The following is a 12,662-nucleotide window of genomic DNA, read 5'->3' on the forward strand; positions in this document are numbered from 1 at the left end:
GTTCTGGCGCCCTCTAGTGGTCATGGCTCGCGCCGGACTTCTCGATGTCCGCGCGAATGAGGAAGGCGCCGTCCACGACGTATTCGGTTCCGGGTTCGAGCCCGCCCAGCACCTCGGTCCACTCGTCGGTCCTTCGACCCAGTTCGAGCATCCGCACCTCATAGGTGTTGCCGACCTTGGCGTAGACGACGGTGAAGTCGCGGAAGGGCTGCAGCGCCTTGGTCTGGACCGCCAGAGGCACGGCGCCCTCGCCGACCTGGACCGTCCCCTGCACCCCCAGACCGGGCCGCCAGACACCGCCCTGATAGGCCAGATCGACATGGGCGATGAGTGTCTGGCTCATCGGATCAGAGCCGGGCAGGATGGTTTCGATGACGCCATTGAAGCGGTGATCGCCCGCCAGGCTGGTGACCTCGACGCGCTGGCCGATGCGCACGCGCTCGGCGTCGCGCGGATAGAGAGCAAACTCGGCGTGTAGACGCGACGGATCGCCGATCACCAGCATCGGCTCGCCGCCCGCGCCGGTGATGGCCCCCGCGTTGACGTTCTTGGCCATGATGACGCCCGAGATGGGCGCGGTAACGGAATAGGTCTGGAGGCTCTCGCTCGACTCGACGCGCGCCAGAACCTGGCCACGCGAGACGCGCTGACCCAGTTCGACGCTCATCGCCATCACCCGGCCTGGATAACGGGCGAACACATCGCTCTGACCCTCGGGGGTGATTTCCACCCGACCGCTGAGGGGCAGGGATTCGCCCAGGACCGCCGAACCGGCACGCTGTGTCGTGACGCCCCCGGCGCGAGCCGCGTCGGCGGTGATGATTGTGCGCCCCTCATAGGACGGATAGGTCCAGGTCGATCGCTTGCCGTTCTGCGTCGCCGCGACCGCCACGTCGAAGGAGTGCGGTTCGGAGACCACGCCGGGGCTGGCGAGATAGTCCTCGGTGGGTATGAAGTTGAATCGATCGACCTTCGGCCCGAGCCGCGTCAGGGCGATGGTCGCCTGGACCTGACGCGGGTCCAGCGGCCTGTCCTTGAAGTAGGGATACAGCCGGAACAGCGGCTCGGGGCCTTCCTCGAAGATGGTGATCTCCAGGGCGAAGTCACCGTCGCGCAGCATCCGGCCCCGGTGAGGACCGCGCTCATAGTCCGCCGCAGCGGTCTCGCCTTCGGCCTTCCCGGCGGGCGCACCCTGGCCGCAGGCCGAGACGCCGGCGGCGAGCACCATCAGGGACACGGCGATCAGGCGCCGCGAAACGAGGGGAGGGGTCATGGCTGGATCTCCAGGCCGAGCAGGCCGGCGTGCGCGCCTGTCAGCCGGTCAAGGCGGGCGCGGTCGGCGTGAAATTGTTCGAGCACAGCCACTCGGCGCGCCCGGGTTTCGAGCAGGGCCGCATGTGCGGCCATGACGTCGTTGTAGGTGAAGCCGCCACGGGCGAACCCTTCCTGGACGAGCGACACCGCGCGTTCGGCCTGCGGCAGGGTTTCCTCGGCGATGCGGCGGGCCTCATTGGCCCGGGCCAGGAGTTGCACCTGCAGCCGGGCGATCTCGCGTTCGCGGTCGATCCGGAAGGCCTCGAGATCGGCCTGGTAGGCCGTGCCCTCGGCGCGGGCGCGGTCGATGGCGCCCTGGTTCCGGTCATGGCGCTGCAGCGGAATGGAGCCGCCGAACACCAGGGACAGATCATTGTCCCAGATGTGCCTCACGCCCAAGCTCACGGTCGGATCCGGAATGGCCCGGGCTTCCTCGACCCGCACACGGGCGTCGGCGATCCCTCGCTGGGCCAGGAAGACGTCGAAGTCGGCCTGGGCGGCCTCGCCGGCCGCTACCCGCGACGCACGGGTGTCTTCGAAAGCGGCCGGACCGACCTCGAAGTCGGCGGGGCCGTCCCAGAATTTGGCCAGGCTGATCCTGGCGATCCGGACCGAGATCTCGGCCTCGTCGAAATCGATCTGCGCCTGCGCCAGTTCGGCCTCCGCCCTCGCGCCCGCGAACAGCGGATCACGGGCGGCGTCGACCCGGCGCTGCACCTCGCCCTGGAACCGTTCCGCGAGGACCAGCCGTTCGCGGGCGATTTCCAGCTGTGCCTCGGAAGTCAGCACCTCGGTCCAGGCGCGTTGCACGGTTTCGAGCCGGTCGAGTTGACGGACACGGGCAGTGGCGAGGACCAACACGCCTTCGCCCCGCGCCAGATCGACCCGCGCCGGTCGGTCCCCGCCTCGCTCGAGCTGCTGTTCGTAGCTGAACGTCGTCTCGGTGCGGCCGAGGATGTCGCCGCTGCCGAGGGTCGGCAGGTTCTCGACCATCAGGCCGAGCGTCGGGTTGGGGCGAACATCCGCCTGACGGACGCCGGCCTCCGCGGCGCGGGATCGGGCCTCAAGACCGGCCCTTGCGGGATCGGCGGCAGCGGCGCGACGGAGCGCCTCTTCAAGATGAAGTGACCGCACAGACGCACCGGCAAGGGAGTCGGGCGTCGCTTGGGCGAAAGCCTCGATGGGCGGCAAGGCCGCCGCAAAGGTGAGCACGAGGGCCGAAACGGCCGCCACTCGCGTCCACGATCCGGCAGCGCCGGACATGGGATGTCTCAAGGGTAGTCTCCAAAAACAGGACGCGCGCGACCGGGCGGTCGCGCAGGATCAGGCGATCAGGCGCTGCTGTTTTGGAGGGTGAGAAGGACCGTCACCACGGATTCCGGGCGGCCTCAGGCCTGACGCCGGACCCAGACGGGCGGACGCCATGATTACGGCCTCTGTCTGGTGGGCCGGGGTCGTCAGGGCGACATGCACATCACCACCACCATGATGGTGATGGTTGATCGGACTATCCCCGCCGGGCCTGTCGGCGACGTCGAACGCCGAGGCGTCGTCAGTGGGCGCAGGCTCGGTCTGATCATGCTCGTGATCGTGGCCGATCGTGGCGGCCTCGGCATAGGATACGCCCGGGAACTGCAGGCCGTGTTCAAGGCGATGCCGGGTGTCGATCACGCCATGCGCCTGCAGCGCGACCAGGATGGCCACGCCGAGGCAGACGCAGAGGAGGCGGAACGATTGCGGCAATAGAAGACCCCGATCTTGGCCGACTAGGGGGAATCGGGCGACGACGCAACGAGGGGCTCGTCGCAGCCGTCGCCCATTGATGGAGACGCCGTTTCGTGGCCGTCGGCGCAAGGCTGACATCCAGCCAGTTCGCGCCTTCGGCCCAGGCGGTCCCGATCGGTTCGATCAGTTGTGGTCAGCGTGACCCTGGGGCGCCGGCGTGTCCGACGGAACCGGGGCTGACGGCGCCGGCTCGGTCGGAGCGGGCTCGGTCTTCATCTTGTCGCAGCAGGGCATGGCAGCGTCTGCGGCCATGTCCTTGCAGCAGTCGCGGGCTTCTGCGGCCAGGGCCGCACCGGCGCTCAGCGTCAGGATCGCGGCAGCGGCGGCCAACAGGTTGGAAACTTTCATCGTCGTTCTCCTAGTGAACCATGAAGCTGGAAGCGCCGGACATCTTGTGGCCGTCCGGACCTTCGGCGGCCCAGGCAGCAACATAGGTTGCCGGGGCGAGACGCGGCAAGGCCACCCCTACGGTCGCGGCCGCCGGCGCGGCGGGCGCAGTCACGACAACCGGCTCCTGGCCATTGGCAGTCAGGGTCACGGTCTTCAGGATCATGGGGTGCGGGAAGGTCGCGCTGAACCGTTCGGGCGAGCGTGAGATCATCGCGCCATCGGCGGGCGTGGTGACGATCCCGGAGGCGGCGGGAGCCTGGGCCTGCGGTGCCGGGTGGTGTCCGGCGTGCGGGTCCTGGGCGGCAGCCGCGCCGGCGAACGCCAGGGCGGCGGTGAGAACGAGAGTGCGGATCATGGGGTGGTCTCCTTTGACTAGAACCAGGCCTTGAGGCCCACGACGAAACGGGTGTGTTCAGCTTCGGCGCCGCGGGCTTCGATGTAGTCGGCGGTGTTTCCGAGCGCGCGGCTCCACTCGACGCCGATGTAGGGGGCGAACTCCTTGCGGAATTCGTAGCGCAGTCTCAGGCCGGCCTCGACCGAGGACAGGCCAGAGCCGATCTCCAGCCCCGGAATATCGCTGGCCGAGGCGTCGATTTCGAAGCGTGGCTGAAGGATCAGGCGTTGGGTGATCCGCTGATCATATTCGGCTTCGACACGGGCGGTCAGGTCACCCTCCGTGGACAGGAAAGCGGCCGCGTCGACCTCGAACCAATGGGGCGCCAGCCCCTGTAGACCCAGAACCAGATGGGTGGTGTCCTCCCCGTCGGGGCGGAAGTCCTGGCGCACGCCGGCCTGCACATCCCAGAAGGGCGTGATGGCCCGGCTGTAGAGGGCCTGGAGTTCGGCTTTCTCAAGATTGCCGCCGAAGTCGCCTTCGCCCTCTGACTTCCACCAGAAGCGATTAATGTCCCCGCCACTCCATCCCTGGACATCCCAAAGGTAGGTGTCACCGCCATCGCCAAAGCCCGCTTCGAGGCGATCGATGATGACGGCCGTGGTGCGGACGTCGCCGTTCTCGGCAATCAAGGTCTGGCGTGATGGGGCCATCGCCTCCGCGCCGAAGACCAGATCGGCGGCGTGCGTCGGGCCGCTCAGGGCGGCGGCCGGGATCGGCGTCTCTGGAGGTCGGCCGGAATCGTTCGCGCTGGTCGGGACATCCGGCGGTCCCATGCTCATCGTCGACATGTCGTGTCCGGCATGAGGATCCGCCGGGGCGGGTTGCATGGTGGACATGTCGTGGCCCGCATGCGGATCGGCTGCGGGCGGCGTCGGCGCGGGGGATATGACATGACCCGCGTGAGGATCCTGAGCCACAGGGCGAGCGGGCGTCGGGGGACTGGGGGCCGGAACGGGCGCGGGTCGTGCGGGGGCAGGCATGGCGTGGCCCGCGTGCGGGTCCTGGGCCTGGGCGTTGAAGGCGCTGACGGCGAGGATCAGCGGCGCAAGAGCGAGAGCGAGACGCTTCATGACGCCGCTCCGTCCATGGGTCGCACTGTCACGACGTTGAACATGCCGGCATGCATGTGCATCAGCATGTGGCAGTGGAAGGCCCAATCGCCGGGCGCGTCAGCGGTCAGGTCGAAGGTGACCTTCGATCCCGGAGCGACGTTCACCGTGTGCTTGAGGGGCTGGTGTCCCGCCGGCCCGCCCGTCACGAGTTCGAAGAAGTGGCCGTGCAGGTGGATAGGGTGACCCATCATGGTGTCGTTCACCAGGGTGACGCGAACCCGTTCATTCCGTTCGAACCGGATCGGCTCGACCAGTTCGCTGAACTTGCGGCCGTCCAGGCCCCACATGAACCGTTCCATATTGCCCGTCAGATGGATTTCCATGGTTCGGGAGGGCGGCCGGCGATCGCTGTTGGGCTGGAGCGAAACCAGATCGGTGTAGACCAGCACCCGGTGATCGACGGTCTCCAGTCCCAGCGGTCGGTCGCCGAGCCGGTTGGCGGGGGCCATGGCGATCATGTCGACGCCGACGCCCACCGCCATGTCGGGTGGCGCGTTGTCGGGATCGCGCATGTTCATCGCGCCCATGTCCGCCATGTCAGAGGGCGGGGCGGCGGCCGGCGCCTGGGCCATGGCGGCGTGGTCCATCCCGGACATGGCCCCGTGGTCCATCCCGGCCATAGCCCCGTGGTCCATCCCGGCCATGGCTCCATGATCCATCCCGGCCATGCCGCCGTGGTCCATACTGCCCATCCCCATGTCGCGCATGGTCAGGGTCGGAACCTCACGGAGGGGCGGAACCTCGGCTGTCATGCCGAGGCGGGGCGCGAGGGTTGCGCGGCCCATGCCCGAACGATCGATGGCCTCGGACACGATGGTGTAGGCGCGGTCCTCGGTCGGCCGGACGATGACGTCATAGGTTTCGGCCACGGAGATCTGGAACTCGTCGACCTCGACAGGCCGCACGTCCACCCCGTCCGCCTGGACGATGGTCATGGGCAGGCCGGGGATCCGCACATTGAAGATCGACATCGCCGAGGCGTTGATAATGCGCAGGCGGACGCGCTCGCCCGGACGGAACAGGCCGGTCCAGTTTTCGTCCGGGCCATGACCATTGACCAGGAAGGTGTAGGTCGTGCCGTTCACGTCCGAGATGTCGCGCGGGTCCATCCGCATCTGGCCCCACATGCGCCGCTCTTCGAGGCTCATGCCGTCCTCGCCTGACAGCAGGCCGGACAGGGTCGTGCGCTGGCGATTGAAATAGCCGGGGCTCTTCTTCAGCTTCGCCAGGATCTCGTGGGGATGCATGAAGCTCCAGTCCGACAGGACGAGGACATGCTCGCGGTCGTAGGCGACCGGATCGGAGCCGGCCGGGTCGATGACGATCGGCCCATAGTGCCCCATCGCCTCCTGAAGCCCGGAGTGGCTGTGGTACCAGTAGGTGCCGTGCTGACGGACCGGGAACTCGTAGATGAAGGTCTCGCGCGGCCCGATGCCCGGGAAGCTGATGCCCGGCACGCCATCCATCTGGAAGGGCAGCAGCACGCCGTGCCAGTGGATCGAAGTGTCCTCGTCCAGGGTGTTGGTCACCGAGAGACGGGCGTTCTGACCCTCGCGGAGGCGCAGCAACGGCGCCGGCAGCAGGCCGTTGACCGTCACGGCGTGCCCGGTTCGGCCGCCGACCGAGAAGGGCGAATGTCCAACCGTGAGGTCGATATTGGGCCCGACGAGCGAGGGCAGATCGGACCGCAGGCCCGCGGACCCCGTCTGGGCCCAGGCCGGCATCAGGCCTTGCAGACCCAGCAAGCCGCCTCCGGCCGCAGCGCTGCGGAGAAGGCTGCGGCGATCCAGTCGCATACTCGACATGACAGTTCGGTCCTCGCTCAGACTATGTCGACGTCGTCTTCCAGGGCGCGGGAGACTGGACGTCCTACTTGTCAATACGCGTGAACACGCCCGGCCCCTTGCGGCGAACCGTCTCAGACGGTGGTGACGATCAGAGTCCCCGAAGCGCCTCGGCCAGCCGGGCCCGGGCCCTGGCGACGCGGGTCTCAACCGCCTTGGGCGTGGCCCCGACGATGCGCGCGACCTCGGCGTGAGAGCGGCCTTCGAGGGCGGTCAGAAGGAGCGGCGCCTTCAGGGCGTCCGGCAGGGCGGTTATGGCCCGGTCCAGGGCCGCCCGGCGCTGTCCCTGGTCCAGACGCTCTTCGGGGGACGCGGTCCCGTCCCCGACGGCGAGGGCCTCCGGCGCGTCCAGCCCCATGACACCGCGGACTACCCGGCGCACCGTCCGCTTGCGGCCCCAGTCGCGGCATTTGTTGACGGCGATCGAGCGGAGCCAGGTGGGGAAGCTGCGGCTGGGGTCATACCGGCGAATGGCGAGCCAGGCGGAGGTGTAGGTTTCCTGTACGAGGTCGTAGGCCTCGTCGTCGTCGCCGACATACCGGCGCACGAAGCGATGCAGGTCGCCCTTGGTCGCGGTCATCAGCGCGCTGAAGGCGGCCCGGTCGCCGGTCACCGCCCGTGCTTCGAGTGGAGCCCCCGAACCCACCCGGCTCTTACCCTGCGTCTTGCAGGAGGGCTCCGACGACCTGGCGGTCGAACGCCTGGGCCTGCTGGGGCGTCAGGACCGACCGCATCTCGAACACATGGGCGATGGTGGCCTTCTGGAGATCGCCCATGGCGGCATGGAAATGATCAACCGCGGCCTGGACCTGCGGACTGTCGCCCTCGCTGGCCGCGATCGCGTCCGCCAACTCGCGATTGGCCGTCCGGACTTCCCCTTCAAGCGCGCCCCGGCGCGAGGCGAAACGGGCCTCGATCGTCTCCAGACGGGCTTCCTGTTCCGCCGTCAGATCCAGCTGATGATGGACGATGCTGTGCAGATTGGGCGCGTCGTGCCGCTTCATCAGCCATGCCGTGCTGGCCCAGGTCCCGGCGCCGCTGGCGAGGGCGGCGAGCGCCGCCGTGATGACGATGGATCGCCAGCTCGCCTTCATTCGGCGGCTCCGAGGATTGCGATCGGGGACAGGCCCCCCGACACGCTGAACACCTGCATCTCCGGGGGCTTGGCCTGTGCGGACAGGGCGAACAGGCCCCCGTTGGCGAGGCCCACGACGAGCGCCATGCCCATGGCGGCGAGGCGGACGTGGCCCATCCGCCGCTCGCCGACCCGGGTCTCGATGCGGCGCCACACATCGGATTCCAGACCGGAAAGCGTGGCCGGGCTCGCCGGTCGGGCGTTTGCAATCAGGCGATCGATGTCCTCAGTCATGTTCCACCTCTGTCGGCCCCCGTAACCCATACGCTTCGTACAGCCAAATCCCTCGGTTGAGGTCTCGCGCCGTCAAGGCAATGAGGCCGGGGGGGCGAGCGTGCCCATCACGGCGACGACCATCAGAACAGCCAGAGAGAGCGCGAATTCCGCGACAAGGCTTCGCCTGAGATGGCCGAACACGGCAGCCGGGTCCGCGCTGGCAGCCTCGAAGGCGGGCGTCAGCCGAAAGCGATTGGCGGCCGCCAGGCTCAGCATGAGGCCGAACAGGACGATCTTGAGAATGAACCAGCGCCCGTAGGCGGTATCGATCAGCGTCCAGATCCCGCTCCACCCCACCAGGAAGGCGCTATTGACGAGCCCTGTCAGCACGAGAATCGCCACGGCGAAGGCGCCGACACCCGCGAAGCCAATCAATGCACGCGCCAGAGCGCGATTCTGAACCGACGGCTCCCTTGGGCGCCACATCACCAGGGCGGCAAAGGCGGCCAGAGCCCCCACCCAAACCGACGCCGCAACGGCGTGCAGAATGTCCGACGCCAGATGAAGCGCGTGTCCGGAACCCTCCGTGGCCGCGCCGTGACCGGTCCAGGCGAAGCTCGCCGAGATGACAAGGCCAAACGAGGCGCAAATCCACCATAGCCGGGGCCCGGGTCTGATCATCGCGATCGCCGCCAAGGCCAGAAGCGCAAGGGCGGATCGGACGGCCAGCGCCATGCCGAGACCCATTCCGGTGACCATCATGACCAGCGAACCAGGCTTGATCGCTTCGCTCAAGGATCCCGCCATCATCGCGGTTTGGGCGACGAGGGCGGCCGGAGTTGCCAGGGCGAGGGCCACGGCCGCCCAGAACAGGGCGGGCCGCGGCCAGGTCAGGGCGAGGGGCGTCGTCGCCGCCGCGCTGTAGATCAGGAAGGCGGGCAGACCGAACAGCAGGGCGGATGCGGCGTACTGGACCGCTCGCAGGCCAATGACCGCGGCCTCGATCACGTCAGCGAACGGTGAAGGCGTAGGAACCGGTCATGCGGTGGCCGTCGTTCGAGGCGATGGTCCAGTTGACCGTATAGCCTCCGGCGGCGAGCGGTCGGGCGAGTGTGCCCGTGATCGATCGGCCGTCTTCGCTCACGGCCGTGCTGACGGCGGCCTTGGCGCCGGCGGTCGTCACGACTTCGAACGTCGAGAAGGCCGGGACCATCCGCTCGCTGAAGGTGAGGGCGATGGAGCGGGGCGCGGCCACGGTCGTGTTGGCCGCGGGCGTCGAACTGACCAGGCGTGCATGAGCGCTGACCGCACCGGCGGCCATGACCACGGCCGCGGCGACGGCAAAGGCGGGAACGAAACGATTGAAACGCATGTCGTGACTCCAATGACATCCAGATGATGTCTCAGAAATACGCGGCGGACGCCGCTTTCCCTCGCCGCAGCCTCTTCCGTTCAGTCGCGGCGCTTTTCGAGCAGCGCCTGCATCTGGGCGATCTCCTCCTGCTGGCCCCGCACGATGCCGTCGCACAGGGCGATGATCTCCGGATCGGTGAGCGACGCCTGTTCGCACATCAGCACGGCTCCGGAATGATGCGGGATCATCGACCGCAGGAACTCGTCGTCGCCTACGAACGCCTGGGTTCGCATGCCGATGAAGCTGCCGACGAAGATCACGGACGCGACCGCTCCGATGATCAGGTTCGTCTTCCAGGACGGATACATGGACCGCATGAAGACAAGCATCAGGACTGCCATCGGCGCGACCATCATCAAGGTCATGTAGACGTTGTTCAGGTTGAGGTAGAAGTGACCGAGCGTGGCGATCATCGTGAACATGACCAGGTACATGATGACGAAATCTATCGCCAACTCGAGGTAAAGGCTTCGGTAGGGGCCCATACCGCCCGCGCGGCCGTGCTCGTCGTGGCTCGAATGTTGATGCGACATCGTCCGTGTCCTTCTGCAGAAATGTCAGCCAACACCGCCCGTTGGCCTTGAAACGCACGAAGGCGTCGGCGGTCGCTGCGGTTCAATCCGGCCCTACGCCGCCAGTTCCCCGGCGCTGCAGGAGTTGAAGCCGCGCCTAGAGTTTCACCGCGCGCAACCTCAGCGCATTGCCGATGACGCTGACCGAGGAGAGCGCCATGGCCAGCGCCGCCAGGGCGGGCGAGAGCAGCCAGCCGAACACAGGGTAGAGCAGGCCGGCCGCCACCGGGATGCCGAGCGCATTATAGCCGAAGGCGAAGACGAGGTTCTGGCGGATATTGCCCATCACCGCCTTCGACAGATGCCTGGCCCGGACGATGCCTTGCAGGTCGCCGCCCAGCAGGGTCACGCCGGCGCTCTCGATCGCGACGTCCGAGCCCGCCCCCATGGCGACGCCCACATCGGCGGCGGCGAGGGCCGGGGCGTCGTTGACGCCATCCCCCGCCATGGCGACGATCCGGCCTTCCGCGCGAAGCTGCTGAACCACGGACGCCTTGTCCTGCGGCAGGACCTCGGCCTGGACCTCGTCGATGCCGAGGCGTCGCGCCACGGCTTCAGCCGTCGTCCGGTTGTCCCCTGTCATCATGACCAGCCGCAGGCCGGCTGCCTTCAGCGCGAGGATCGCATCCGGCGTGGTGGCCTTGATCGGGTCGGCGATGCCGATGACTCCAGCGGCCTTCCCATCGACCGCCACGAAGATGGCGGTGGCGCCGTCGTGGCGGAGCGCCTCGGCCTGCGGCTCCAGGGCGGAGACGTCGATCGAGAGTTCGCCGAGATAGCGGGTGTTGCCCAGGGCCACCTGGCGACCCTCGATCGTCCCGCGCACGCCGCGGCCGACCGGGCTGTCGAAGTCCGCTGCCTCGGAAAGGGAGATATCCCGGTCCCTGGCGGCCCGGACGATCGCGTCGGCCAGGGGATGCTCGCTGCCGCGCTCGAGGCTGGCTGACAGACGCAGGATGTCCGCTTCGGCAAAGCCCTCGGCGGGCAGGATCGCCGTCACGGACGGGCGGCCTTCAGTCAGGGTGCCGGTCTTGTCCAGAACCAGGGTGTCGACCTTCTCGAAGCGTTCGAGCGCTTCGGCGTTCTTGATCAGTACGCCGGCGTGCGCCCCTCGGCCCACTCCCACCATGATCGAGATCGGGGTCGCCAGGCCGAGCGCACAGGGACAGGCGATGATGAGGACCGAAACCGCCGCGATCAGGGCGTAGGACAGTTGAGGCTCCGGACCGACCAGGCCCCAGACGACGGCAGCCAGTATGGCGATCGCGATCACCGTCGGGACGAACCAGCCGGAGACCGTGTCGGCCAGCCGCTGGATCGGCGCGCGGCTGCGCTGAGCCTGGGCCACCATCTGGACGATCTGCGAAAGCAGGGTGTCGGCCCCGACCTTGTCGGCGCGCATGATGAAGGAGCCGGTCGTGTTCAGGGAACCGGCGACGACGCGGTCGCCGGCTTCCTTGGTCACCGGCATGGACTCGCCGGTCACCATCGATTCATCGACGGCGACGCGGCCCTCCAGCAGCTGGCCGTCGACGGGGATCTTCTCTCCGGGACGGACCCTGAGGGAATCCCCGACCACGACCTGATCCAGCGAAACGTCTTCATCGACGCCGTCGGCCCGAACCCGTCGCGCGGTCTTGGGCGCGAGGTCCAGCAGGGCGCGGATGGCGCCGGAGGTCTGCTCCCGTGCCCGCAGTTCCAGGATCTGTCCGATCAGCACCAGCACCGTGATGACCGCCGCCGCCTCGAAATACACTGGCGCGCTTCCATCGGGTTTGAGGAAGGCGGGCGGGAACAGGGTCGGAGCCAGGACCGCCACGACGCTGTAGAGCCAGGCGACCCCCACCCCCATGGAAATCAGGGTGAACATGTTCAGCCTACGGGTGCGCAGCGATATCCAGCCGCGCTCGAAGAAGGGCAGGCCGCACCAAAGGACCACGGGCGTCGCCAGCGCGAACTGGATCCAGTTCGATATCTGGCCCGGGATCAGCATGTGCAGGTTGGTCAGGTGCCCGCCCATCTCCAGGACGAAAACCGGCAGGGTCAGGACCAGGCCAACCTGGAAGCGGCGGGTGAAGTCGATCAGTTCGTGGTTGGGCGGCGTTTCAGCGGTGACCGTTTCCGGTTCGAGCGCCATGCCGCAGATCGGGCAGGAGCCTGGGCCTTCCTGCCGGATCTCCGGGTGCATCGGGCAGGTGTAGATGACGCCAGGAACGACGGGCCCGCCCTCTGCCCTGGGGGTCAGGTAGCGATCCGGGTCGGCGACGAACCTGGTCCGGCACCCTGCCGAGCAGAAGAAATAGTCCTTGCCGTCATGGTCGGCGCGATGAGCCGTCGTCGCGGGATCGACCGTCATGCCGCAGACCGGATCCTTGACCGTGGCAGAGCCGTCCGAGGTCTTGGCCGCACAGCAGGTGTGGGCTGCCGTGTGACTGTGGGGATGCGTGGACATATCGCTCTCTCCGTCTGATCGAAGTGCTCAC

General features: G+C 67.8%; 14 protein-coding genes. All 14 read right to left on the minus strand.

Annotated features, from left to right (window positions below):
* Positions 1 to 13 precede the first annotated feature (13 nt).
* The 14 genes from ACP7AZ_RS00570 to ACP7AZ_RS00635 all read right to left on the minus strand — a co-directional run bounded on the left by ACP7AZ_RS00570 (position 14) and on the right by ACP7AZ_RS00635 (position 12,631).
* Entirely contained in the window at positions 14 to 1,273 is a 1,260-nt protein-coding gene (locus ACP7AZ_RS00570; protein WP_426035065.1) for an efflux RND transporter periplasmic adaptor subunit, read from the minus strand.
* Positions 1,270 to 2,577 carry a TolC family protein gene (locus ACP7AZ_RS00575; protein ID WP_426035067.1) on the minus strand — a complete coding sequence of 436 codons (1,308 nt, stop codon included), beginning with the start codon at positions 2,575 to 2,577 and terminating at the stop codon, positions 1,270 to 1,272. The genes ACP7AZ_RS00570 and ACP7AZ_RS00575 overlap by 4 nt, the downstream gene beginning before the upstream one ends.
* A gap of 60 nt (positions 2,578 to 2,637) precedes the next feature.
* Positions 2,638 to 3,057 (minus strand): hypothetical protein, encoded by a 420-nt coding sequence (locus ACP7AZ_RS00580; RefSeq protein ID WP_426035069.1) that lies wholly within the window; start codon positions 3,055 to 3,057, stop codon positions 2,638 to 2,640.
* Between the two features lie 165 nt (positions 3,058 to 3,222).
* Positions 3,223 to 3,447, minus strand: coding sequence for an ammonium transporter family protein (locus tag ACP7AZ_RS00585; protein WP_426035071.1), 225 nt, complete (start codon positions 3,445 to 3,447; stop codon positions 3,223 to 3,225).
* A gap of 10 nt (positions 3,448 to 3,457) precedes the next feature.
* Positions 3,458 to 3,844, minus strand: coding sequence for a copper resistance protein CopC (locus tag ACP7AZ_RS00590; protein ID WP_426035073.1), 387 nt, complete (start codon positions 3,842 to 3,844; stop codon positions 3,458 to 3,460).
* A gap of 17 nt (positions 3,845 to 3,861) precedes the next feature.
* The gene (locus ACP7AZ_RS00595) at positions 3,862 to 4,956 is read right to left on the minus strand and encodes a copper resistance protein B (RefSeq protein WP_426035075.1); all 1,095 of its coding nucleotides are present in this window, start codon (positions 4,954 to 4,956) and stop codon (positions 3,862 to 3,864) included.
* Positions 4,953 to 6,803, minus strand: coding sequence for a copper resistance system multicopper oxidase (locus ACP7AZ_RS00600; RefSeq protein ID WP_426035077.1), 1,851 nt, complete (start codon positions 6,801 to 6,803; stop codon positions 4,953 to 4,955). The genes ACP7AZ_RS00595 and ACP7AZ_RS00600 overlap by 4 nt, the downstream gene beginning before the upstream one ends.
* Positions 6,804 to 6,933: 130 nt before the next feature.
* Positions 6,934 to 7,455, minus strand: coding sequence for an RNA polymerase sigma factor (locus ACP7AZ_RS00605; RefSeq protein WP_426035079.1), 522 nt, complete (start codon positions 7,453 to 7,455; stop codon positions 6,934 to 6,936).
* 40 nt (positions 7,456 to 7,495) lie between these two features.
* Complete coding sequence (locus tag ACP7AZ_RS00610) at positions 7,496 to 7,936, minus strand: Spy/CpxP family protein refolding chaperone (protein WP_426035081.1); 441 nt, start codon at positions 7,934 to 7,936, stop codon at positions 7,496 to 7,498.
* Positions 7,933 to 8,211: a hypothetical protein gene (locus ACP7AZ_RS00615; RefSeq protein ID WP_426035083.1), complete on the minus strand. Its 279-nt coding sequence runs from the start codon at positions 8,209 to 8,211 to the stop codon at positions 7,933 to 7,935. The genes ACP7AZ_RS00610 and ACP7AZ_RS00615 overlap by 4 nt, the downstream gene beginning before the upstream one ends.
* Before the next feature lie 72 nt (positions 8,212 to 8,283).
* Complete coding sequence (gene copD, locus ACP7AZ_RS00620; protein ID WP_426035085.1) at positions 8,284 to 9,201, minus strand: copper homeostasis membrane protein CopD; 918 nt, start codon at positions 9,199 to 9,201, stop codon at positions 8,284 to 8,286.
* Position 9,202: 1 nt separating this feature from the next.
* Complete coding sequence (gene copC, locus ACP7AZ_RS00625; RefSeq protein WP_426035087.1) at positions 9,203 to 9,565, minus strand: copper homeostasis periplasmic binding protein CopC; 363 nt, start codon at positions 9,563 to 9,565, stop codon at positions 9,203 to 9,205.
* An 80-nt stretch (positions 9,566 to 9,645) separates the two neighbouring features.
* Positions 9,646 to 10,140 carry a DUF305 domain-containing protein gene (locus ACP7AZ_RS00630; protein ID WP_426035088.1) on the minus strand — a complete coding sequence of 165 codons (495 nt, stop codon included), beginning with the start codon at positions 10,138 to 10,140 and terminating at the stop codon, positions 9,646 to 9,648.
* Positions 10,141 to 10,276: 136 nt separating this feature from the next.
* The gene (locus ACP7AZ_RS00635; RefSeq protein ID WP_426035090.1) at positions 10,277 to 12,631 is read right to left on the minus strand and encodes a heavy metal translocating P-type ATPase; all 2,355 of its coding nucleotides are present in this window, start codon (positions 12,629 to 12,631) and stop codon (positions 10,277 to 10,279) included.
* Positions 12,632 to 12,662 lie beyond the last annotated feature (31 nt).

It is taken from the genome of Brevundimonas sp. DC300-4 (assembly GCF_049897365.1).
Taxonomy (GTDB): Bacteria; Pseudomonadota; Alphaproteobacteria; order Caulobacterales; family Caulobacteraceae; genus Brevundimonas.

What these genes read in the sequence shown, in the direction of transcription:
- ACP7AZ_RS00570 (WP_426035065.1), bottom strand. Translation starts at nt 1,273, where the DNA reads ATGACCCCTCCCCTCGTTTCGCGGCGCCTGATCGCCGTGTCCCTGATG.
- ACP7AZ_RS00575 (WP_426035067.1), bottom strand. Translation starts at nt 2,577, where the DNA reads ATGTCCGGCGCTGCCGGATCGTGGACGCGAGTGGCGGCCGTTTCGGCC.
- ACP7AZ_RS00585 (WP_426035071.1), bottom strand. Translation starts at nt 3,447, where the DNA reads ATGAAAGTTTCCAACCTGTTGGCCGCCGCTGCCGCGATCCTGACGCTG.
- ACP7AZ_RS00590 (WP_426035073.1), bottom strand. Translation starts at nt 3,844, where the DNA reads ATGATCCGCACTCTCGTTCTCACCGCCGCCCTGGCGTTCGCCGGCGCG.
- ACP7AZ_RS00595 (WP_426035075.1), bottom strand. Translation starts at nt 4,956, where the DNA reads ATGAAGCGTCTCGCTCTCGCTCTTGCGCCGCTGATCCTCGCCGTCAGC.
- ACP7AZ_RS00600 (WP_426035077.1), bottom strand. Translation starts at nt 6,803, where the DNA reads ATGTCGAGTATGCGACTGGATCGCCGCAGCCTTCTCCGCAGCGCTGCG.
- ACP7AZ_RS00610 (WP_426035081.1), bottom strand. Translation starts at nt 7,936, where the DNA reads ATGAAGGCGAGCTGGCGATCCATCGTCATCACGGCGGCGCTCGCCGCC.
- ACP7AZ_RS00615 (WP_426035083.1), bottom strand. Translation starts at nt 8,211, where the DNA reads ATGACTGAGGACATCGATCGCCTGATTGCAAACGCCCGACCGGCGAGC.
- copC (WP_426035087.1), bottom strand. Translation starts at nt 9,565, where the DNA reads ATGCGTTTCAATCGTTTCGTTCCCGCCTTTGCCGTCGCCGCGGCCGTG.
- ACP7AZ_RS00630 (WP_426035088.1), bottom strand. Translation starts at nt 10,140, where the DNA reads ATGTCGCATCAACATTCGAGCCACGACGAGCACGGCCGCGCGGGCGGT.
- ACP7AZ_RS00635 (WP_426035090.1), bottom strand. Translation starts at nt 12,631, where the DNA reads ATGTCCACGCATCCCCACAGTCACACGGCAGCCCACACCTGCTGTGCG.